Raw genomic sequence first — 23,055 nt, forward strand, 5'->3', positions numbered from 1 at the left:
TGTAAAACACTAATCTCCACTCTGGTCTCCAATGTCATCATTGGCAGTGCCTTAAAACTGCCATTTTTACCCTAGGTGGGTCAGATTTACATCGGCAGGTGGGCCAGTTTTACATCGGTAGCGACAGGTAAGCACCAGTCAGCAATTCCCAGTTTTCATCGCTTGCATTATTCATGTATGTTATCAGTAGTTTACGTTTGGCTGCGGTTAGCTTAAAGCCCTGCGCCGTGAGTAACTGGGTTATGCTGTCAATATCACTACGTGAATAAATAACGCCTAAAACATAGTGTTTTTCATAATGTTCGTAGGGAAAGAGCGCATTTTTGTAAGATGAGCGGTTTCTAAAATAGCCCGTAAAAGCGCCTAAAGTCATACCATTAACGGAATTCTCAGTGATTCTGTAAGTTGTCTTTAAATCAATCGCATACTTTTTGCCTTCTGAATCTATAAAGGTCACATCAGGATAATAGTTTTGATGGGGAGGGAGCCTGATCGTTAAGTTATTTTCCCTGGCAAAATCCAGCAGGTGAGGAAATATCATAATTTCTAAAACTTTCGATATGACCTTGGTGTCAGTGGTAATAGAGTAAATATTTCTGTAAGTATCAATAAATCCTTTCACAGACCAGTCTTTACTCCCTGGGACTGTTAAAGCATTTTTTAAGTGTGGTAAGAAATTTATAAGCTTTTGATGAAAATCCATTTTACACCCCTGTAATCAGAACTTCTCTGACTTTTGTTTTTTTAGATAGTGCGTACTTATAATTAACATAATTAACTTCAACACGCTTACCCATTAACTGTAAAAAAGCGGTGATTTCATCAATGCTGGGAATGCCGTCTTCTCTATAAGAGATAGCAATCTTGCTGTTCTTAAAGGCGGATATACATTTAAAAAATTCCTGTGATATAAACTTCCTGTCTTCCCATGGAGATTTAGTTTTTAACATCGCCTTATTTTTGCTATTGAAATCTATTTTAGTCTCCCAGCTATCATAATTCGCCAGGCCTTCCAGGAAATGATAGAAATCCATGTACATTGTTAAGCTGCCTTTTACAGGAACATAAGGCGGATCGAAATAGACCAAATCGGCATTGACTTCATCATAAGCGATATGTGAAATATCACTGTTAATGGCTTTATTGGGCTTTTTGTTATCAAATATAGCGAGGTTCGCCTCTTTGATAAATTTTAAAAAATGCTGCTCGAATGGCTTATCCCAGGTTGCTTTATTACCAAAACTTCTTTTTACATCTGCCGTTCTGACGTTAAGGTTATTTCTGTGAAATAGATTATAAGGCCTTTTAGAAAGGCATGACTGGAATAAGGCCCAAAACATGATGGCTCTTTTATATTCATTATGCATCCGATGTATGTTTTGCGTTACCATGTCTAGCCATATATCTTCATCATGAAGATAATATATCCCTTCGAAGTGATCACTTATAATATTCTTATATAAATAAGAAGGATCTTTGCGCAAGACAAAATTTATATCTTCCTCATTAATTGTAATGGCGTTATTTTCAATGAAAGCTTTTGCTATTTGATAATTGAAGTGCATTTTGTCATTAGCAATGACAGTTTTACCCATGGCCTTAAACATATATGCTACAGAGGAGGTACCAGAAAAAGCATCAAGTACAGTCTCAAAATCCAGATGCCCTAAGCAATCCGCAATCCATTTTGTTAGTTTATATTTGCTACCTTGATAGCGTGTTTTAGGAAAAATTCCTGACTGAAACGGCTCCCCCGAGAATAAATCCATCAAATCCAAGCTCATGCTGCCACCGTAGAATACCCAATTACATTTTTCATTTTAAACTAATTCGTTGTCAAAAACATGTGTGCAGTATACTAAAAAGCGAGTGCCATATCCTTCGGCTTTAAATTATATTTAAAAAGCCCTCGCATATATTTATCATGACATCAAAGCAGCGAACGGTCTTTTACCCGTCATATCCTCATCTTTAGGCAATCTCCCTGTCAGGAATAGGCGTTCCATCGGGGCTATGGGCAGCTTATAAACTGAATGCAGAAGGGACTTAAACGTTCCGCCTTGTCTGTCAGAACGGCAAAGATGAAGAGGATTAATTTGTCAGGAAACTGGGCTGGGTATGTGTGGAGAGACGTGTAGCTGAGGTCGCTGAAAGAGCACCCGCCGCCGGCTAAACGCCAGCGGCGGGTAAGGGGTCAGGCTTTCTGTGTTTGTTTCTTAACCATATAACCTATACCCAGAGTGACTAGCCAGACCGGAATCAACCAGACAGAAATAGCCATACCTGGCGTGATGGCCATCAGGGCTAAAATACCCGCCAGGAATACCAGGCAAACCCAGTTTCCCACCGGATAAAACAGCGCCCTGAAGCGCGTCGTTACGCCTTGCTGATCTTTCTTTTTACGGAATTTCAGGTGCGCCAGACTGATCATTGCCCAGTTAATTACCAGCGCTGAGACTACCAGCGACATCAGCAAGCCAAAAGCTTCTCCCGGCATCAGATAGTTGATTAGTACACACAGCGCGGTGGCAACCGCAGACACCAGAATCGTCATCACCGGCACGCCTTGACGGTTAACGTTAAGCAGCGCTTTCGGCGCATTGCCTTGCTGTGCCAGACCAAACAGCATACGGCTGTTGCAGTAAACGCAGCTGTTATAGACCGATAACGCCGCCGTCAGGATCACCACGTTCAGAGCATTAGCCACCGTTGCATCGCCCAGCTCATGGAAGATAAAAACGAACGGGCTGGTTTCAGCGGTAACACGGGTCCACGGCATCAGCGACAGCAATACTGCCAGCGAACCGATATAGAAAATCAGAATACGCCACAAGACCTGGTTAGTTGCTTTCGGAATGCTGGTTTCCGGGTTGTCGGCTTCTGCTGCCGTTATGCCAACCAACTCCAGCCCACCAAACGAGAACATGATGATCGCTATCACCATCACCAATCCACTCAGACCGTTCGGGAAGAATCCACCTTGCTCCCACAGGTTCCTGACTGTGGCTTGTGGACCGCCGTGGCCGCTAAACAACAGCCAGCCCCCAAACAGGATCATGCCAATCACCGCGATAACTTTAATGATGGCAAACCAGAACTCCATCTCGCCAAATACTTTGACGTTAGTCAGGTTGATGGCATTAATCATCACGAAGAAGATGGCCGCAGAAGCCCAGGTGGGAAAATCAGGCCACCAGAACTGAATGTATTTGCCGACTGCGGTGAGCTCGGCCATCGCAACCAGCACATACAGAACCCAGTAATTCCAGCCTGAAGCGAAACCGGCGAAGTTACCCCAGTACTTATAGGCAAAATGGCTAAAGCTACCGGCGACCGGCTCTTCAACCGCCATTTCGCCTAACTGACGCATGATAAGAAAAGCGATAAAGCCGGCAATGGCATAACCCAGAATAACGGCCGGTCCGGCGGACTTAATGACTGATGCGCTGCCCAGAAACAGGCCGGTTCCTACCGCGCCACCCAGCGCGATCAGCTGAATATGGCGGTTCTTAAGCCCGCGCTTCAGCGTGTCGCCGTGCTGTTGTTCCATACAAACCTCATGATGTTTTTATTCTTCGTTTGCAGCGCAAATTCGCTGTAAGGAAGTGGTTACATTAACGTATTGATTTTTTTACGGTATCAGGCGTGCTGTATGTTGCCCATTGCTACCCTGGCGACAAGAATAGTGATAAGCGCATCGCTTTGCACCTGCTTTCGCTTTGCACCTGCTTTCGCTTTGCGTGCTGAGAGTTGACTGAAAAAACACCGTAGCGCTGCGGTCAAAGCGGGCAAATTTTTTGCCACGAAAAAACATTTCATACGCATACGATTGCCTTATGGTAAACCGTATCTGGAACCGCTAATCGCGCGTAAAATGTGATAAAAGCGAAAAAATTTAACATTTCCCGCGACAGCAATTTTTCATATTTTTAACGCTAAGTTAGCGTCAGAGCGCACACTCGCGGGATTTTTGGCGCCCGTTCCCATATAGACACAAGGTGAATACTTTGTTACTTTACGCACTCCATTTTGAAATTGGTATTACCAATTTACTCCGGACGATTGGCATAGATAAGAAGGGAAGATGGCTTACAGTAAGATTCGCCAACCCAAGCTCTCCGATGCAATTGAGCAACAGCTTGAATCCCTGATTATGGAAGGGACCCTGCATCCGGGGGAGAAGCTGCTCCCCGAGCGCGAACTCGCCAAACAATTCGATGTCTCACGTCCATCGCTCCGCGAAGCTATCCAGCGTTTAGAAGCGAAAGGATTGTTGCTGCGTCGTCAGGGCGGCGGGACGTTTGTACAGGAACATCTCTGGCAAAGCATGAGCGATCCGCTCGTTGAGCTTCTCGCCGACCATCCGGAATCACAGTTTGACCTGCTGGAAACGCGTCACGCGCTTGAAGGTATTGCTGCTTATTACGCGGCGCTACGTGGCACGGAAGAAGATATACAACGTATTCGTGTCTGTCATATTCAGATTCAGCAGGCGCAAGAAAGCGGCGATTTAGACGCCGAAGCGGACGCAGTAATGCAGTATCAGATCGCTGTCACAGAAGCGGCCCATAATGTCGTGCTTTTGCATTTGCTACGCTCCATGGGTCCTATGCTGGAAAAAAACGTCCGCCAGAATTTTGAATTACTCTACTCGCGTCGGGAAATGCTGGCGAAAGTGAGTGGTCACCGCGCCAGAATATTTGAGGCGATTGTGGCTCGTGAGCCGGAACAAGCACGCGAGGCTTCACACCGTCACCTGGCGTTCATTGAGGAAATCTTGCTGGACAGAAGTCGGGAGCAGAGCCGTCGAGAACGCTCCCTACGTCGTTTACAGCAACGTAAGGAATAACGTGCGACAAAGATCGTGCGGACATGTGCGACGAGCCTGTCTCTTTTTGCTTCACAGGCTCCCGATTATTCAACGTATTAGACACAGATAAGGAACACACCCATGTCAGAACGTTTACACAATGACGTGGATCCGATTGAAACTCGTGACTGGCTACAGGCGATCGAATCGGTCATCCGTGAAGAAGGTGTAGAACGTGCGCAGTACCTGATTGATCAGGTACTGGGTGCAGCCCGCAAAGGCGGCGTGAAAGTTGCTGCCGGTTCATCTGCAATCAGCAACTACATCAACTCTATTGCCGTTGAAGATGAACCGGATTATCCGGGCAATACCTCTCTTGAGCGTCGTATCCGTTCCGCAATCCGCTGGAACGCCATCATGTCGGTGCTGCGCGCATCGAAAAAAGATCTGGAGCTGGGCGGCCATCTCTCTTCTTTCCAGTCTTCTGCCACTATCTATGAAGTGTGTTTTAACCACTTCTTCCGCGCGCGCAATGACAAAGACGGCGGTGACCTGGTTTACTTCCAGGGCCATATTTCACCGGGCATCTATGCGCGTGCGTTCCTCGAAGGGCGTTTGACCGAAGAGCAGATGAACAACTTCCGCCAGGAAGTACATGGCAATGGCCTGTCATCCTATCCGCATCCGAAACTGATGCCGGAATTCTGGCAGTTCCCAACCGTTTCCATGGGCCTTGGCCCACTGTCGGCAATCTATCAGGCGAAATTCCTGAAATATCTGGAACATCGCGGCCTGAAAGACACCTCAGCGCAAACCGTTTACGCCTTCCTGGGTGATGGTGAGATGGATGAGCCAGAATCTAAAGGTGCAATTACCATTGCTACCCGTGAAAAACTGGATAACCTGGTGTTCATCATCAACTGCAACCTGCAGCGTCTGGATGGTCCGGTTACTGGTAATGGCAAAATTATCAATGAACTGGAAGGCATCTTTGCTGGTGCTGGCTGGGAAGTTATCAAGGTTATTTGGGGGGGCCGCTGGGATGAGCTGCTGCGTAAAGACACCAGCGGTAAACTGATCCAGCTGATGAATGAAACCGTTGACGGCGACTATCAGACCTTCAAGTCACGCGACGGTGCCTATGTGCGTGAGCACTTCTTCGGTAAATATCCCGAAACTGCCGAGCTGGTTAAAGACATGTCCGATGATGAAATCTGGGCACTGAACCGTGGCGGTCACGATCCGAAGAAAATCTACGCGGCGCTGAAAAAGGCGCAGGAAACCAAAGGTAAACCGGTTCTGATTCTGGCGCACACCATCAAAGGTTATGGTATGGGCGACACCGCGGAAGGCAAAAACATTGCCCACCAGGTGAAAAAGATGAATATGGACGGTGTGCGTTACATCCGCGATCGCTTCAATGTACCGGTGGCCGATGACAAGATTGAAAATCTGCCTTATGTGACATTTGAAAAAGGCTCCGAAGAGTACAGCTATCTCCATGGCCAGCGTGAAAAACTGGGTGGTTATCTGCCTACACGCCAGGCGAAATTTACAGAGAAGCTGGAAATGCCGACGCTGGAAGATTTCGGTGCGCTGCTGGAAGAGCAGAACAAAGAAATTTCTACCACGATTGCTTTCGTGCGTGCGCTGAACGTGATGCTGAAGCACAAATCGATCAAAGATCGTCTGGTTCCGATCCTGGCGGACGAAGCGCGTACCTTTGGTATGGAAGGTCTGTTCCGTCAGATTGGTATTTATAGCCCGAACGGTCAGCAGTATACGCCGCAGGACCGCGAGCAGGTTGCTTATTATAAAGAAGACGAGAAAGGTCAGATTCTGCAGGAAGGCATCAACGAGCTGGGTGCAGGTTCATCCTGGCTGGCGGCGGCGAACTCTTACAGCACGAATAACCTGCCGATGATCCCGTTCTACATCTATTACTCAATGTTTGGTTTCCAGCGTATTGGTGATTTGATGTGGCTGGCGGGCGACCAACAGGCACGCGGTTTCCTGGTTGGTGGCACGTCTGGACGTACTACGCTGAATGGTGAAGGTTTGCAGCACGAAGATGGTCACAGCCACATTCAGTCGCTGACTATCCCGAACTGTATTTCTTACGATCCGTCTTACGCCTACGAAGTGGCAGTTATCATGCAAGACGGCCTGACTCGCATGTATGGCGAAGCGCAGGAAAATATTTACTACTACATCACCACGCTGAACGAAAACTACCATATGCCGGCGATGCCGAAAGGTGCTGAAGAGGGCATCCGCAAAGGTATCTACAAGCTGGAGACAGTGGAAAGCAGCAAAGGTAAAGTTCAGCTGCTGGGGTCAGGTTCAATCCTGCGTCATGTACGTGAGGCGGCGCAGATCCTGGCGAAAGACTATGGCATCGGTTCTGACGTCTACAGCGTAACCTCATTCACCGAACTGGCGCGTGATGGCCAGGATTGTGAACGCTGGAATATGCTGCATCCGACTGAAGAGGCACGTGTGCCTTATATCGCACAGGTCATGAACGATGCGCCAGCGGTTGCGTCTACCGACTATATGAAGCTGTTTGCTGAGCAGGTTCGCAGCTATATACCAGCCAGCGATTATCGCGTGCTGGGCACCGACGGCTTTGGCCGTTCGGACAGCCGTGAGAACCTGCGTCATCACTTCGAAGTGGATGCTTCTTACGTGGTGATTGCGGCACTGGGTGAACTGGCTAAACGTGGCGAAGTTGATAAAAAAGCAGTAGCGGAAGCCATCGTTAAGTTCAATATCGATGCCGATAAAGTTAACCCGCGTCTGGCTTAAGAGGTAAAAGAGTAATGGCTATCGAAATTAAGGTACCGGACATCGGGTCTGATGAAGTTGAAGTCACCGAGATTCTGGTCAAAATTGGCGATAAGGTAGAAGCCGAGCAGTTACTGATTACTGTGGAAGGCGACAAAGCTTCGATGGAAGTGCCTTCACCGCAGGCTGGCGTGGTAAAAGAGATTAAAATCTCCACCGGCGATAAAGTCGAAACCGGCTCGCTGATCATGATGTTTGATGCCGAAGGTGCAGCGGAAGCGGCACCGGCGCCAGCAGAAGAGAAAAAAGCCGAAGCCGCACCGGCACCTGCTGCTTCAACTGCCAGCAAAGACGTCGATGTGCCTGATATTGGCGGTGATGAAGTTGAAGTCACCGAGATTCTGGTGAAGGTCGGGGACAAAGTTGAAGCCGAACAATCGCTGATCGTCGTTGAAGGTGACAAAGCGTCAATGGAAGTTCCGGCTCCGTTCGCCGGGGTGGTAAAAGAGATTAAAATCGCTACCGGCGACAAAGTGAATACCGGCTCTCACATTATGGTATTTGAAGCTGAAGGCGCAGCACCAGCCGCGGCGGCCAGGCCAGAAGTGAAAGAGGAAGCCGCGACGGCACCCGCCGCCGCAGCGGGCGCAAAAGACGTTAACGTGCCAGATATTGGCGGCGATGAAGTTGAAGTGACCGAAGTGCTGGTAAAAGTTGGCGACAAAATTGAAGCTGAGCAATCACTGATTGTGGTTGAAGGCGACAAGGCGTCGATGGAGGTCCCTGCTCCGTTCGCCGGTACCGTGAAAGAACTGAAAGTGGCGACGGGCGATAAAGTCAGCACCGGCTCACTTATCATGGTGTTTGAAGTGGAAGGCGCAGCCCCTGCGGCAGCGAAACAGGAAGCCGCAGCCCCTGCGAAAACGGAAGCTAAACCGGCAGCAGCGGCACCAGCGCCAACAGAAGCCAAAGGCGAATTCGCTGAGAACGATGCTTACGTCCATGCCACGCCGGTTATCCGCCGTCTGGCACGTGAGTTCGGCGTTAATCTGGCAAAAGTCAAAGGCACGGGCCGCAAAGGCCGCATCCTGAAAGAGGACGTGCAGTCTTACGTTAAAGATGCGGTGAAACGCGCCGAAGCCGCACCGACCGCGACCAGCGGTGGCGGATTGCCCGGTATGCTGCCATGGCCGAAGGTAGACTTCAGCAGGTTTGGCGAAATCGAAGAAGTGGAACTGGGTCGTATCCAGAAAATTTCGGGAGCGAATCTGAGCCGTAACTGGGTGGTCATTCCGCACGTTACGCATTTCGACAAAACCGATATTACCGATCTGGAAGCTTTCCGTAAGCAACAGAACGCCGAAGCTGAGAAGCGTAAGCTGGATGTGAAATACACCCCTGTGGTGTTTATCATGAAAGCGGTTGCGGCTGCTCTTGAGCAGATGCCACGCTTCAATAGTTCACTGTCGGAAGATGCGCAGAAACTGACGCTGAAAAAATACATCAATATCGGGGTGGCGGTTGATACGCCAAATGGACTGGTTGTTCCCGTCTTTAAAGATGTGAACAAAAAAGGCATCACCGAGCTGTCGCGTGAGCTGATGGCAACCTCGAAAAAAGCGCGTGACGGCAAGCTGACGGCGGGGGATATGCAGGGCGGATGCTTCACTATTTCCAGCCTGGGCGGCCTGGGAACGACGCACTTTGCGCCGATTGTTAATGCGCCGGAAGTAGCTATCCTTGGCGTTTCCAAATCTGCGATGGAGCCGGTGTGGAATGGTAAAGAGTTTATGCCTCGTCTGATGATGCCAATCTCTCTTTCCTTTGATCACCGCGTGATTGACGGTGCTGATGGTGCGCGTTTCATCACCATTATCGGCAATATGCTGTCAGACATTCGTCGTCTGGTAATGTAAAGATAAAAAAGGCCGGCTGATGCCGGCCTTCTTGTAGGCATTCGTGGCACCGCGGTTGGCAGTTTGTTAACAATTCTGTAAACTCTTGCGGTGAAAGTGTCCCGGTGGAAGAAGGGCATTCTGAGCCTATTCCATTAGGCGTAACTGGCGCAGTCAGTTTGTGGCAGGCTTGCGCTCAGGCTCCGCACCGTACTGGATGTACGTGAGGTGTTTGAGTACTGCCCGTTCGCAAAATGGCCAGTGAACTCGCCTAATGGGATAGGCTCAACGTCTGACCCGCCGGCAATCTAATAAGAGGTCATGATGAGTACAGAGATTAAAACTCAAGTCGTGGTACTTGGGGCTGGTCCTGCAGGTTACTCTGCAGCCTTCCGTTGCGCTGATTTAGGTCTGGAAACCGTACTGGTCGAACGTTACAACACCCTCGGCGGTGTTTGTCTGAACGTAGGCTGTATCCCGTCTAAAGCGCTGCTGCACGTTGCGAAAGTGATCGAAGAGGCGAAAGCGCTCGAAGAACACGGCATCGTGTTTGGTCAGCCATCTACTGATATTAACAAAATTCGCAGCTGGAAAGATAAAGTTATCAACCAGTTGACTGGCGGCCTCGCTGGCATGGCGAAGGGGCGTAAAGTCAAAGTGGTAAATGGCCTGGGTAAATTCACCGGTGCCAACACGCTGGTAGTAGAAGGTGAGGGTGGCGCAACCACCATTAACTTTGATAACGCCATTATTGCTGCGGGTTCACGTCCAATCGAACTGCCATTTATTCCTCATGACGATCCACGCGTGTGGGATTCAACCGATGCGCTGGCATTGAAAGAAGTGCCTAAGCGTCTGCTGGTAATGGGCGGCGGTATCATCGGTCTGGAAATGGCCACCGTTTATCACGCGCTGGGTTCAGAAATTGACGTGGTCGAGATGTTCGATCAGGTTATTCCTGCCGCTGATAAAGACGTGGTAAAAGTCTTTACCAAACGTATTAGCAAACAGTTTAACCTGATGCTGGAAACCAAAGTGACGGCTGTCGAAGCAAAAGACGTCGGCGTTTACGTTTCTATGGAAGGGAAAAAAGCACCGGCTGATGCCCAGCGTTACGACGCCGTGCTGGTGGCGATTGGTCGCGTACCGAACGGTAAAGGTCTTGATGCTGGTAAAGCGGGCGTGGAAGTCGATGACCGTGGCTTTATCCGCGTTGATAAGCAAATGCGTACTAACGTGCCGCATATCTACGCTATCGGCGATATTGTGGGTCAGCCGATGCTGGCGCACAAAGGCGTCCATGAAGGTCATGTGGCGGCAGAAGTGATTTCAGGTCTGAAGCATTACTTCGATCCGAAAGTGATCCCGTCTATTGCCTACACCGAGCCGGAAGTTGCCTGGGTTGGCCTGACCGAGAAAGAAGCGAAAGAGAAAGGCATCAGCTATGAAACCGCCACGTTCCCGTGGGCTGCTTCTGGCCGCGCTATCGCTTCTGATTGTGCAGACGGTATCACCAAGCTGATTTTCGACAAAGAAACGCACCGCGTGATTGGTGGCGCGATTGTCGGGACGAACGGCGGCGAGCTGTTAGGCGAAATCGGTCTGGCGATTGAGATGGGCTGCGATGCAGAAGATATTGCTCTGACCATCCATGCTCACCCAACGCTGCATGAATCTGTCGGTCTGGCGGCAGAAATGTTTGAAGGCAGCATCACCGACTTGCCAAATGCAAAAGCGAAAAAGAAATAAGCGCTTTTAGCCTGTAAATTAACGGCTCCGTAAGGGGCCGTTTTTTATATAACTTTTCACAGAATAAATAAAAGTGTGCCTGAGCGGCCTCAGTCCTGGCTTAAGCGTTTGCTGGTCTTCCCGGCATTTCCGGTCCCAACCCGCAGAGCATAACCAGAAGTTAGTGAATAAACGGACTGGGATGGCGCGAAGTTATGATACCCCCACAGCAGACAGGGCATGGGTGCCGGTTTTAGCCCAGGGCGGTGGTCGCTTAACCGCTCAGTTGCCAGCCAGCTTTATCCTCTGAAAGCTCACTGCGCGGCAACCGATGTTATGCTGCATCCGATGAATGCTGCTCAGCCTGACGAGAAAAGCGTCAGGCTGCACGCCATCTCCTTGCGACAGTCGGGGAAGCCATTCATCTCTAATTTCGTCAGTGACAGCGAAAAACGCGGAAATGTCCTGCCTTGCTTTTTTTTGTTTCAGCCGCGTTTTCCAGTTCATTCTGCTGCAGAAGCTAGCAATGTTGCTTTTTTGTAAACGGATTAACAATCGAGCGAAATCCTGCTATGCTGCCCCACGCGGAACCGGGCACCTTACCCTACTCACGGAATGCTTTGTCATTAGGGTGCACCGGAAACCCATACAATGAGAGCGAGGAGAACGTCGTGCTAGAAGAATACCGTAAGCACGTTGCTGAGCGTGCAGCCCAGGGGATCGTACCTAAGCCTTTAGATGCTTCCCAAATGGCCGCGCTGGTTGAACTGCTAAAAACCCCACCTGCGGGTGAAGAAGAATTTTTGATCGATCTGTTGGTCAACCGTGTCCCACCCGGCGTCGATGAAGCGGCGTATGTTAAGGCTGGATTCCTGGCGGCTGTCGCTAAGGGTGAAGCAATCTCTCCTCTGGTATCCCCTGAAAAAGCGGTTGAACTGCTTGGCACCATGCAAGGCGGTTACAACATCCATCCGCTGATTGAAGCCCTTGATGATGCCAAACTGGCCCCTGTCGCCGCGAAAGAACTTTCGCACACGCTGCTAATGTTCGACAGCTTCTACGATGTTGAAGAGAAAGCTAAAGCGGGCAACGAATATGCTAAGCAGGTGATGCAATCCTGGGCTGATGCTGAATGGTATCTGTCTCGCCCGGAACTGGCAGAAAAAATCACCGTGACGGTTTTCAAAGTGACGGGTGAAACCAACACGGATGATCTGTCTCCGGCCCCGGATGCCTGGTCACGTCCAGACATTCCCCTGCACGCATTAGCGATGCTGAAAAATGCCCGTGAAGGCATTGAGCCGGATGAAGCAGGCAATATCGGCCCCATCAAACAGATTGAAGCGCTGCAGGCCAAAGGTTTCCCGCTGGCTTATGTTGGTGACGTTGTCGGTACCGGTTCATCGCGTAAATCCGCCACCAACTCGGTGCTGTGGTTTATGGGTGACGACATCCCGAACGTGCCAAATAAAAAAGGCGGCGGCGTGGTGCTGGGCGGCAAAATCGCACCTATCTTCTTCAACACCATGGAAGATGCGGGTGCGCTGCCAATTGAAGTCGATGTTAACGAAATGAATATGGGTGATGTTATCGACATCTATCCATACAAAGGCGAAGTGCGTAACCACGAAACCGGCGACCTGCTGGCCAGCTTCGAGCTGAAAACGGACGTGCTGATTGATGAAGTACGCGCTGGTGGCCGTATTCCGCTGATTATCGGTCGCGGCCTGACCAGCAAAGCGCGTGAGTCGCTTGGTTTGCCACACAGCACTCTGTTCCGTCAGGCGAAGGACGTGGTGAAAAGCACTCGCGGTTACTCGCTGGCGCAAAAAATGGTAGGCCGTGCTTGTGGTACTGAAGGCGTCCGTCCTGGTGCCTATTGTGAACCAAAAATGACGTCAGTGGGTTCGCAGGACACCACCGGGCCAATGACCCGTGATGAACTGAAGGATCTGGCGTGCCTTGGCTTCTCTGCCGATTTGGTGATGCAGTCGTTCTGCCACACCGCTGCTTACCCGAAACCGGTTGACGTCAATACTCACCATACGCTGCCAGACTTCATTATGAACCGTGGCGGCGTTTCGCTGCGTCCTGGCGACGGCGTGATCCACTCATGGCTGAACCGTATGCTGCTGCCTGATACCGTCGGCACAGGTGGTGATTCCCATACGCGTTTCCCCATTGGTATTTCGTTCCCGGCGGGTTCTGGCCTGGTAGCATTTGCGGCTGCGACTGGCGTAATGCCGCTCGATATGCCGGAATCAGTGCTGGTGCGTTTCAAAGGCAAAATGGAGCCGGGTATTACTCTGCGCGATCTGGTACATGCGATCCCGCTGTACGCGATCAAGCAAGGTTTGCTGACCGTTGAGAAGAAAGGTAAGAAAAACATCTTCTCTGGTCGCATCCTCGAAATCGAAGGTTTACCGGACCTGAAAGTTGAGCAGGCGTTTGAACTGACCGATGCGTCAGCCGAACGTTCTGCCGCTGGCTGTACCATCAAGCTGGATCAGGCACCGATCAAGGAATATCTGAGCTCTAATATCGTGCTGTTGAAGTGGATGATTGCAGAAGGCTACGGCGATCGTCGCACGCTGGAGCGTCGTATCGAAGGTATGCAGAAATGGCTGGACGAACCACAGCTGCTCGAAGCCGATGCGGATGCCGAATACGCCGCCATTATCGACATCGATCTGGCTGAGATCAAAGAGCCGATTCTGTGTGCACCAAACGATCCTGACGACGCGCGTTGGTTGTCCGACGTACAGGGCGAGAAAATTGACGAAGTGTTCATCGGTTCGTGTATGACCAACATTGGTCACTTCCGTGCGGCGGGTAAATTGCTCGACAGCCATAAAGGTCAGTTGCCGACGCGTCTTTGGGTGGCTCCGCCAACTAAAATGGATGCGGCTCAGCTGACAGAAGAGGGCTATTACAGCGTGTTTGGTAAGAGCGGCGCGCGTATCGAGATCCCCGGCTGTTCACTGTGCATGGGTAACCAGGCGCGTGTAGCGGATGGCGCAACGGTGGTATCGACTTCCACCCGTAACTTCCCGAACCGTCTGGGCACCGGCGCGAACGTCTTCCTGGCGTCAGCAGAGCTGGCTGCGGTATCGTCACTGTTAGGCAAATTGCCTACCCCGGACGAATATCAGCAGTTTATGGCGCAGGTGGATAAAACTGCCAGCGACACATACCGCTACCTCAACTTCGACCAGTTAAATCAGTACACTGAAAAAGCCGACGGTGTGATTTTCCAGACTGCGGTTTGATCCCTCACAGGAAGCAAAAAGGGGCGACGATTCGCCCTTTTTTTTCGTCCAGAGCAGGCGGGGTATCGCCAGGAAAAACTGGATTTCGCCGCATAGCCTGTAATAATGCGCGCCTTGTCACACTTTGTTGCTGAGTCAGCGCTAACACTCAGAGAAAGCAACGTGACGCAACAACGTTGAGAGGAAAAGGCGATGGAATATGAGTTCTTACGCGATGTGACGGGCCAGATAAAGGTGCGCATGTCGATGGATCACGAAGCGGTCGGTCACTGGTTCAATGAAGAGGTCCGAAATGATCCCGGCTTACTGGATGAAGTCGAGGCCGCCGCTGAGGATGTAAAGGGAAGCGTGCGGCAATGGCAGCGCATCGGCAGCGAATACACGCTTTTGCTGGATGAAGAAGAGGTGATGATTCGTGCCAACCTGCTGGCGCTGGAAGATGATGGCATGGAAGAGGGCATGAATTATTACGACGAAGAGAGCCTGTCATTCTGTGGCGTCGAAGATTTTCTGGCGGTGATCGCCGCTTATCGTCAGTTTTTGCAGCAATACGGCAGCAAAAACTGAGCGGCTTGCACCGCCCCTGCATTCAGAGGAGCGATGCGCCGCCGCATATCACCAGCTCCTGACCGGTAATCGCTGCCGCAGCGGGCGACAATAAAAAATTCACCACTTCAGCCACTTCCTGCGGCTGGATATAGCGACCAATCGGCGGCAATTTGGGCGGCGAGCTCTCTCGTCCCGGCTGTTTTAGCATCGGCGTTTCCGTTGCGCCCGGCGCCACAATATTTGCCGTAACGCCGCGCGGCGCCAGTTCTGCCGCCCAGCTCCGTACCATGCCCACCATCGCCGACTTGGTGGCAACATACTGGCTTCGACCGGCCGCACCACGTGAGGTGCGGCTGCCGAGCAGTACCATCCTGCCGCCTGGCTGCATTTGCGGAGCGTAATGGTTCGCCAGCTGTTCCGCCGCCGCGATATGTAACTGCCACAATCGCGCGCTGGCGTTCAAATCCAGTTCGCCCAGCGGTGCGGCCTGCATCATTCCAGCAGCATGAACCACGGCTTGCGGTACAGGCAGCTGTGCCAGTAACGTCTGCAGCGCTGTGGCGTCACTGATATTTACCTGATAAGTGCGTAGCGCCGGATGCTCGTGCTGAATCGCCGAACGGCTCAGGCCGATCACTTGCCAGCCCTGTGCCAGCAACGTGCTAGCAATTGCCTGACCGATGCCCGAGCTGGCGCCGGTGACCAGCGCCGTTTTAGCCATCACGCGTCACCGCCTTGTACCCAGGACTCCTTCACACGCACATATTTAATCGCCTGGCGGAAATAGGTGTAAGCGATATGCAACTCGCCGTCTGCGCCCTGTTTAATACTGGGGTATGAGAACTCACGGTTTAACTTCTGCTGCGAATTGTTAGTCATGCAATAGCCATCGCCCTCATCCAGATTGCGCTGCAACGGCCAGCTTTTACCGCCATCGCGAGAGATCGCCAGCGTCATTGGCGCACGCGGCGCTCCCCAGAACGCGCTGCGACCGGAACGCACCACCGGTTCAACGGCCACCGCTACGGCAACATCATCGTCATCATCTTCGATCTCGTCATACAGCGACAGACGACGCTCGCTGGCTCCTTCGGCGCTCATGGCGTTGAATACCAGCGCCAGATGGCCGTTGCGCAGGGTGGTAACCTGAATCGATGAGTTGTTGTTGGGCAATGACAGCGGCTGTGGCGCGCTCCAGCTTTCGCCATGATCGATAGAACGGCTTTGATAAATATGATCGGCCCAGCGGCTGCGATACAGCGCCAGCAGCGAACCGTCATCCAGTAATGTAACGTTCATGTGCACGCAGCCGATACTGTCAGGTACGGCAACATCACGCCAGGTCTGGCCTTTATCCTCAGAAATCTTCACGGCGCTGACGTCATAACTGCCCACCCATTTTTCGCCCGGCTGTGTCAGGCAGTAAAACACTGGCAGCAGCCAGTTGCCATTAGGCAGCACGATCATTGGCTGACGGATAAAGGTGCCGGGTTTATCCAGCAGCGTGTCAATGGCGCCCCAGCTGCGACCAAAGTCACGTGACTGTCGATAACGCACGATCGCGGTGTCCTGATTGCCCGATTTTTGTGCCGTCCACATTAGCCACAACACCTGATCAGGATCGAGGAACAGTACGGGATTTTGCTCTGATCGGCTGGGATCGTCCGACAGCTTTTCAGCATCACTCCACTGTTTGCTGCCATTGACCAACCGCGAACACCACACTGAAATATCCGCAATCCCTTCCTGAGTGCCACCAAACCAGAAACAAAGCAGATCGCCATTCGGCAGTGGCAACAAATTTGCAGCATGATTTTGTACGCAGTGTGAAGGCAGCATCGCGACCTGCTGCGCGGCATCCTGCGGATGGGGTGCGACCTGGCCGGTGCGCTCTACGGTGACGGTTTCCTGAGTCATTTTAAGCTCCACTTTTTTGTGCATTATGTTGCGTGTTGTGCTGCGACTGACGTGACGGGATGCAGCGATCGATCACCATGATGATCGCCGGCGTAGTCAGCGCGACGTACATATTGTTGATGCCAAACGGGTTACCGAGGATGAACCACACAGACGTCACCACGCAGGCACCAATCAGACCGGCATTTGCACCACGCGTACTCTTAAACCACGGCAGATAGAACGCCATGATTGCCACCACGGTAATCGACAGACGAATCGCGCGGGTGAAAAACGACAGCTTCAGCACTTCCGGGAAGAACAGCACAAACAGCAGCGGGAAAAAGCCGATGGCGATAGAGATCCAGCGCGTCATTTTGAATTCACGTTCTGGCGTGGGATTGCGGTACGGCACATAAAAATCTTTTACCACCAGCGAGGCAACCGCCAGCGCCACGGTGCCGACGCTGACAAAGATCGACGCCACCAGCGATGTGGTCACAATGGCCGCCAGCCATGGCGACATGTCCTGCAGAAACACCGGCAGCGCATACAGGCTCTTAATGTCAGGGTGGGCAAACTTCGCCGCCACGCCAATCAACGCCATCGCCAGACCAATCGGCAGACAGAAGAAGAAGGCCACCCAGGTCGCACGCTTCGCCGATTTCACATCTTTGGTTGACGAGATGGCCTGAATAACAAACTGGGTACAGAAGATCGAGCCGATAGTACCAATCAACCACGCCACAATGGTGCTGGCACCCACGTGACCGTCCCACGTCCAGTAAAAATCAGGCATTTTTTGCATCATCGGCGCAATACCGCCGGTCATGTGCAGCGCCACGCAAAGGATAATCAGAATGCCGGCATACTTCAGGGCGCTGTGCAGTAAGGTAACCCAGGCGACACCCTTCATACCGCCAAAGGCAAAGTAAAAGGTACTGACCACTGCGGTGATAAAAGCGGCTTGCGTCAGATCGATTTTCAACACGGTTGAAATGGCCGCTGCACCGCTGATGTAATTGCCTACGTTTACCAGCAGCAGCGCATAAATCATGATGAGCGAAATGATGTTTTTGGTTGAATTACCGTACTTCTCGGCAATTGCGCCAGAAATGGTGATTTTGCCGGTATTGTAGATGCGCTTCACCAGAATCAGACCAAATAGCGGGAAGCCAATCGCCGCGCCAATCACTGACCAGGAGGCGGCGAAACCATCTTCAAACGCCGCTTGCGCCGTGCCGATGGTTGATTTGGCGCCGATGTATTCCGACATCAGCATAATACCAACGATAAACGCTGGCATGGCGCGCGATCCTTCCATAAAGTCACCGCTGCTTTTGCTACGCAGCCGCCATGTAAGCCAGGTGGTAAACAGAATGTAAGCGACAACCATGCCGACGATCAGCAGGGTACTCTCCGTTGAAAATGCATTCATCATGACCTCGATAATTCGGGTGGATGGCGACCATCGGGTTCGTTCTCATCCAGCCGGTAGGATTCAAAGGTGATATTCGATGCCTTGTCTGGACAGGCGAACAATGCGTAATTCAGGTGATGAACGATCAATGCCACACGCGGGAGTATGCGGTGTCAGGTCAGGGCGTCATCACGCGCCCCGTTGGGACCAGGGCAGAAGCTGCCCTGACGGCCATTACTGCAGGTACTGATTCACAATCTGGCGAATCTTTTGCACGTCGTCGGGGCTGAAGTGCACCGCATAGCGGCTTTCGCCCACATCGTAGCCGAGCAGCGTGACGGCTTTTTTCGCTGCAGCCGGTGAGAAACCCACGCTGTACAGATCGGTACGCAGGCCAGTTACGCTTTCTTGCGCCAGACGTGAACCTTCCACATCACCCGCATGAAAGCGGGCCCAGATAGCGTTAATCTCTTTCGGCGCAACGTTGGCGAGCCCGGAGATGCAGGCAGAGCAACCGTCAACGAAACCCTGATGAATCAGCGAGTCCGGGCCGTTCAGTACATCGAAATTCTCAATATCCTGTACCGCTTTCAGGAAACCGCTCAGGCTTTCATCGCTGCCTGCCGAGTCTTTAATACCGATGATGTTCGGATGCGATGCCAGCTTACGCACCGTATCGGGCTGCAGGGTGTTACCGGTACGCGCCGGAATGTTGTAAAGAAACAGCGGCACATCGAGCGCGTCGGCCACCGTTTGGTAGTGATAAATCAGTTCTTCCTGCTTCAGCGGCACGAAATAAGGCGTAATTACCGATACCGCATCAACGCCCAGCCTGGCGATTTGCTTGCCGAGACGGATAGTTTCGCGGGTAGAAATTTCACCAATGTGCGCGACAACCGGCGCGCTGCCATTCACTTCATCCACGCAGGTTTCCGTAACGGCGATTTTTTCCTGCTCGTTCAGTACAAAAAACTCGCCGTTAGTACCACCGCAGAAGATGCCGTTGCCCGCGCTGAGCTGGCGTTTTATCTGTTCGCGTTGGGTGACAGGATTAAATGCGCCATCACGATCAAAAGTGGTGACGATGGCGGTTAATACGCCAGCTATTTTCTTGCTCATACGACCCCTCGTTGTTCCTGGTGTGAAGGAAACAGCGTCAGATAAACGTCACGCACATCGTTGGCAGAAACGGCCATCGGGACATTTTTCATCAGGCGTTGCACATCCAGCGCGGCTTCTACTAAATAAGGCAAGTGATCCGGGCTAATGCCCAGCTCTTCCAGGCTGGCGGGTAATTGCAGGCGTTTCACCAGGGCGGTGAAGTAATCCACTAACGCGTGCGATTTCGCGTCGTGATCAAGCGTCGTATCCGCGTCAGGCAACAAATCGTAAACCTGAGCAAATTTTTTCACTGCGGCAGGGCGGACAAAACGCATGCACGGCGCCAGCAAAATGGCGTTAGCAACGCCATGCGGCAGGTGATATTTACCGCCCAGCGGATAAGACATAGCGTGCACCAGATGCGTCCCGGCGTGGGCAATGGCCGCACCGCCATAATAAGACGCCCACAACATTTCGAGGCGCGCCTGCAAATTTCCCGGCTCGCTAAGGGTGGTTTCAAGATTTGCGAACAGCTTCTTCATGCCAGTCAGTGCATAGTTATCGCTCACCGGATTCGACACGGTAGCGGTGAAACATTCGATCAGGTGGCACAGCGCATCAATGCCGGTAGACGAAGCGATGTGCGCAGGCATGCTGGTAGTGAGTTCAGGCACCAGCGCCACAACGTCGGGCAGCATGACGGGCGCAATGATGCCAACTTTAGTGGCATTTTCCGGGATCGCCAGAATGGCGTTTGGCGTCGCTTCGGAGCCGGTTCCGGCGGTGGTAGGAATCAGCAGCGACGTGGTGCGATGCAGCGGCTTTTCGCCCGCCAGCAGCGCGTCCAGCGAAGGCGCGTTCTCCACACACAGCGCCGACAGCAGTTTAGCAACGTCTAGCACGCTGCCGCCGCCAACGCCAATCACCAGCTCGACGTCACGCGCAGGCAATGCGCTAAGAATGGCAGCCACATCGTGCTGGCTCGGCTCTGGCGGCACGTTGTTTACCACGCTGACGGTAGCAATCTGCTGCTTCAGTTGCGCGATGAGCGTCTTAACGGCCGGAATACTCTCGATATTCTTATCGGTAACCAACAATGCTTTCGTCTTACCGTTCAGCAGATACCTTATGTCGTTTAGCGCCTGGTAACCGCTAATAACCGTGCTGTTGATATTCATTTCATACCCTTATTACTGTGTCTCTGACCTGAATGATTGCTTTTGCTCATGTCAGTGCGAGTGCAGTCACTTACTGTGGCTCAATTTATAGGGCATATTGATTTCGATTAATTTGATCTTGCTCACATATAATCAATAGTGATTGAATATAATCATCCTCAGCGGCAAACAGCCGAGACAGGAGAGACAATGACGCAATCGTCATGGAAAACGCCGGTACTAGTGATTGCCGATGACTTCACCGGCGCAAACGATGCGGGCAGTGGATTTGCCCAGGCGGGTGCTCGCGTCCATGTGCTGTTCAGCAACGATACGCTGCATGACAGTGAAGCGGCAGACGTATGGGTAATCAGCACAGACAGCCGGGCTATCAGCGCCGGGCAGGCGGCAGAGCGCATCACCCAGGTGGTGAAGCAATATCAACCGTTTCAGGGCTGGTTATATAAAAAGATCGATTCAACGCTGCGCGGCAATGTCGGGGCCGAAATCATGGCGGTGCTGACGGCCAGCGGCAGACAACTGGCACTGGTGGTGCCCGCTGTACCGCGACTGGGGCGCACTACGCGCAACGGCGCGGTTTATCTTAACGATGTGTTGTTAACCGATACCGAATTTGCCAGCGATCCCAAAACGCCTATCCTCAGCGCCCATGTTTTACAGCAGCTCCAGCTGCCGGGCACACAGATTGATCTCGCCACGCTGCGCAGCGAGCACCTGGATGCCGTGCTGGCTGAATTAGGCGGGGTGGTGGTGGTGGATGCCGAACAGGACGCCGATATTGCCCGTCTGATGCAGGCGGCGGCGCGTTTAGCGGAAAAGCCGTTGTTAGTCGGCGCGGCAGGCTTGAGTGACGCGCTCGCTGCGCACCTTTCTACCCGACCGGCCAGAGCGGTATTAGCGGTGGTGGGATCGATGAGCAACAGTGCGCAGCAGCAAATCAGCACGCTGGCGCAACAGCGCGACATAGCGCTGATCGACATCGATGTTCGTCAGCTGTTTCAGTCACCCGTCTGGCCCTCAGCGTCAGGCTGGATTGCGCAAAGCGTGACGGCGTTGCGTGCCGGTCAGCACACCGTCATTCGCACCTGTCAGCACGCACAGCAGCGGCACGAAATTGATCAACTTTGTCAGCAGCAAAACCTGACGCGTCAGCAACTGGGTGAGGCGATCTGCCAGTTTTTAGGTGAATTAACCCGTCGGTTACTGCACCAATACCAGCCAGATGCGCTTTATCTCTCTGGCGGCGATGTGGCGATTGCCGTCGCTCAGGCGCTTGGAGCCAGCGGATTTCAAATTCAGGGCCTGGTAGCAGGCTGTGTGCCGCACGGGGTTCTGCTTAACAGTGAATTTAACTTGCCGGTGATGACCAAAGCGGGTGGTTTTGGCGACGAAAACACCCTGGTAGCAGCCATTCGTTTTATTGAGGAGACGTTGAGTGAATAAGGTTATTGCGGTAACGATGGGCGATCCGGCGGGCATTAGCCCGGAAATCATCATCAAGTCACTATCCGAAGGGGATCTGAATGGCGCGCCAGCGGTCGTGGTGGGATGCGCCAGCACCCTGCGCCGTATCCTGGCTATGAATATCACCCCCCAAGCTGAACTGCGCGTGCTCGACAGCATAAAGGACGCATATTTTGCGCCAGGCATCATTAATGTGATTGATGAACCGCTAGCCAATCCTGAAACGTTGAAGCCTGGCGTGGTGCAGAAAGAAGCGGGTGACCTGGCCTGGCGCTGTATTAAACGCGCCACCGGGCTGGCGTTAGCGGGAGAGGTGCAGGCCATCGCGACGGCGCCGCTGAATAAAGAGGCGCTGCACTCAGCGGGTCATATCTACCCCGGTCACACCGAACTGCTGGCGCACCTGACCCATACCAAAGATTACGCAATGGTGCTGTACACCGATAAGCTGAAGGTGATCCATGTCACCACGCACATTGCGCTGCGTAAATTTCTCGATACATTGAACCGTACCCGCATTGAAACGGTGATTGGCATGGCGGATACCTTTCTGCGCCGCGTCGGGTTTGAAAAGCCGCGTATCGCAGTGGCAGGCGTTAATCCCCACGCGGGTGAAAACGGGCTGTTTGGCGACGAAGAGATCACGACCGTCGCGCCAGCAATCAACGCGATGAAAGAGCAGGGTATTGACGTATATGGCCCTTGCCCACCGGATACCGTGTTTCTGCAATGTCAGGAAGGGCAATACGATATGGTGGTAGCGATGTACCACGATCAGGGACATATTCCGTTAAAACTGCTGGGCTTTTATGATGGGGTGAATATCACCGCTGGGCTGCCGTTTATTCGCACTTCGGCAGACCACGGCACGGCATTTGATATCGCCTGGACAGGTAAAGCGAAGTCTGAGAGCATGACGATCTCCATCAAACTCGCGATGCAGCTCGCATAGGGAAAT

Annotated in this window: 16 protein-coding genes; 8 read left to right on the forward strand and 8 right to left on the reverse strand. The window is 52.2% G+C overall.

The features are described 5' to 3' along the window. Window positions 1-109: 109 nt before the first annotated feature. The 3 genes from QRY16_RS10225 to aroP form a co-directional block, all read right to left on the reverse strand. On the reverse strand, window positions 110-703 hold the full coding sequence (locus QRY16_RS10225; RefSeq protein WP_289776504.1) for a type II restriction endonuclease: 594 nt from the start codon (window positions 701-703) through the stop codon (window positions 110-112). Between the two features lies 1 nt (window position 704). Continuing rightward, entirely contained in the window at window positions 705-1,784 is a 1,080-nt protein-coding gene (locus tag QRY16_RS10230) for a DNA adenine methylase (RefSeq protein ID WP_289776505.1), read from the reverse strand. Between the two features lie 410 nt (window positions 1,785-2,194). Further along, a complete protein-coding gene (gene aroP, locus QRY16_RS10235; RefSeq protein ID WP_289776506.1) occupies window positions 2,195-3,550 on the reverse strand; it encodes an aromatic amino acid transporter AroP in 1,356 nt (451 codons plus the stop codon). Between the two features lie 534 nt (window positions 3,551-4,084). Between aroP and pdhR the strand changes: the two genes are divergently transcribed. From pdhR to yacL, 6 genes are all read left to right on the forward strand, one after another. Next, window positions 4,085-4,849, forward strand: coding sequence for a pyruvate dehydrogenase complex transcriptional repressor PdhR (gene pdhR, locus QRY16_RS10240; protein WP_193403784.1), 765 nt, complete (start codon window positions 4,085-4,087; stop codon window positions 4,847-4,849). A 102-nt stretch (window positions 4,850-4,951) separates the two neighbouring features. Continuing rightward, window positions 4,952-7,618, forward strand: coding sequence for a pyruvate dehydrogenase (acetyl-transferring), homodimeric type (aceE, locus tag QRY16_RS10245; RefSeq protein ID WP_289776507.1), 2,667 nt, complete (start codon window positions 4,952-4,954; stop codon window positions 7,616-7,618). 14 nt (window positions 7,619-7,632) lie between these two features. Beyond that, window positions 7,633-9,513, forward strand: coding sequence for a pyruvate dehydrogenase complex dihydrolipoyllysine-residue acetyltransferase (gene aceF, locus QRY16_RS10250; RefSeq protein WP_289776508.1), 1,881 nt, complete (start codon window positions 7,633-7,635; stop codon window positions 9,511-9,513). A 303-nt stretch (window positions 9,514-9,816) separates the two neighbouring features. Then, the gene (gene lpdA / locus QRY16_RS10255; protein WP_289776553.1) at window positions 9,817-11,241 is read left to right on the forward strand and encodes a dihydrolipoyl dehydrogenase; all 1,425 of its coding nucleotides are present in this window, start codon (window positions 9,817-9,819) and stop codon (window positions 11,239-11,241) included. A 650-nt stretch (window positions 11,242-11,891) separates the two neighbouring features. Continuing rightward, window positions 11,892-14,489 carry a bifunctional aconitate hydratase 2/2-methylisocitrate dehydratase gene (gene acnB / locus QRY16_RS10260; protein WP_289776509.1) on the forward strand — a complete coding sequence of 866 codons (2,598 nt, stop codon included), beginning with the start codon at window positions 11,892-11,894 and terminating at the stop codon, window positions 14,487-14,489. A gap of 192 nt (window positions 14,490-14,681) precedes the next feature. Continuing rightward, window positions 14,682-15,056, forward strand: a complete 375-nt coding sequence (gene yacL / locus QRY16_RS10265) for a protein YacL (RefSeq protein ID WP_193403780.1) — start codon at window positions 14,682-14,684, stop codon at window positions 15,054-15,056. 22 nt (window positions 15,057-15,078) lie between these two features. On the opposite strand, the gene QRY16_RS10270 is transcribed toward yacL, so the two are convergent. From QRY16_RS10270 to QRY16_RS10290, 5 genes are all read right to left on the reverse strand, one after another. Next, window positions 15,079-15,759 carry an SDR family NAD(P)-dependent oxidoreductase gene (locus QRY16_RS10270; protein ID WP_289776554.1) on the reverse strand — a complete coding sequence of 227 codons (681 nt, stop codon included), beginning with the start codon at window positions 15,757-15,759 and terminating at the stop codon, window positions 15,079-15,081. After that, a complete protein-coding gene (locus QRY16_RS10275) occupies window positions 15,759-16,955 on the reverse strand; it encodes a sialidase family protein (protein WP_289776510.1) in 1,197 nt (398 codons plus the stop codon). Before QRY16_RS10275 ends, QRY16_RS10270 begins: the two co-directional genes overlap by 1 nt. A 1-nt stretch (window position 16,956) precedes the next feature. Then, window positions 16,957-18,372 carry a sodium:solute symporter family protein gene (locus QRY16_RS10280; protein WP_289776555.1) on the reverse strand — a complete coding sequence of 472 codons (1,416 nt, stop codon included), beginning with the start codon at window positions 18,370-18,372 and terminating at the stop codon, window positions 16,957-16,959. A gap of 216 nt (window positions 18,373-18,588) precedes the next feature. Next, window positions 18,589-19,473, reverse strand: a complete 885-nt coding sequence (locus QRY16_RS10285; RefSeq protein ID WP_289776511.1) for a dihydrodipicolinate synthase family protein — start codon at window positions 19,471-19,473, stop codon at window positions 18,589-18,591. Continuing rightward, window positions 19,470-20,633 carry an iron-containing alcohol dehydrogenase gene (locus QRY16_RS10290; protein WP_289776512.1) on the reverse strand — a complete coding sequence of 388 codons (1,164 nt, stop codon included), beginning with the start codon at window positions 20,631-20,633 and terminating at the stop codon, window positions 19,470-19,472. The genes QRY16_RS10285 and QRY16_RS10290 overlap by 4 nt, the downstream gene beginning before the upstream one ends. Window positions 20,634-20,822: 189 nt before the next feature. Here QRY16_RS10290 and dtnK point away from each other — a divergent pair, with 189 nt between their 5' ends. Beyond that, on the forward strand, window positions 20,823-22,076 hold the full coding sequence (gene dtnK / locus QRY16_RS10295) for a D-threonate kinase (protein ID WP_289776513.1): 1,254 nt from the start codon (window positions 20,823-20,825) through the stop codon (window positions 22,074-22,076). Next, on the forward strand, window positions 22,069-23,049 hold the full coding sequence (locus QRY16_RS10300; protein ID WP_193403775.1) for a D-threonate 4-phosphate dehydrogenase: 981 nt from the start codon (window positions 22,069-22,071) through the stop codon (window positions 23,047-23,049). The genes dtnK and QRY16_RS10300 overlap by 8 nt, the downstream gene beginning before the upstream one ends. The last annotated feature ends 6 nt before the right edge of the window (window positions 23,050-23,055 follow it).

This window comes from Mixta mediterraneensis (genome assembly GCF_030283135.1).
Classification (GTDB): Bacteria; Pseudomonadota; Gammaproteobacteria; order Enterobacterales; family Enterobacteriaceae; genus Pantoea; species Pantoea mediterraneensis.